Genomic DNA, 376 nt, shown 5'->3' on the forward strand with positions numbered 1-376 from the left:
TTCGGCTTTCAGAGAGAAAGGAGAAGTATGGCCTGTTCATTCCGCTATTTCCTACTTAAACGCTGCCAAGGTTTGACTGGTTTAAACACTACAAGCACGAAGAAGTTCTTCGCCGCCGCCGAGGATGCGCATCCCGAGGCATTCGCGCCGCTTCTTCTGCTTGCGATCTGCGACGGACGCGAGGAATACCTGCTCCGGTGCGCGGAGGGCACGAAAGCGGCCGAGATGTTCGACGAGTTCGTCGAACACTGGCATGCGTCGGGGCGTCCGCTGGAGGTGTACTTGGGCATGTTGCCCGACAGCGACCCGTTCAAAACCATCCTCGTCGAATGGCGCACCGACTCCTCGCGCATCGAGGTCGACCGCAAAATCCTGA

Annotated in this window: 1 protein-coding gene; it reads left to right on the forward strand. The window is 58.0% G+C overall.

What is annotated here, in order from left to right; translation table 11 throughout:
• Positions 1-27: 27 nt before the first annotated feature.
• Positions 28-376: hypothetical protein (locus NE591_RS13235; protein WP_256156863.1), on the forward strand; the 349-nt coding region annotated here is incomplete at its 3' end.

It is taken from the genome of Adlercreutzia sp. DFI.6.23, from assembly GCF_024462535.1.
Lineage (GTDB): Bacteria > Actinomycetota > Coriobacteriia > Coriobacteriales > Eggerthellaceae > Adlercreutzia > Adlercreutzia rubneri.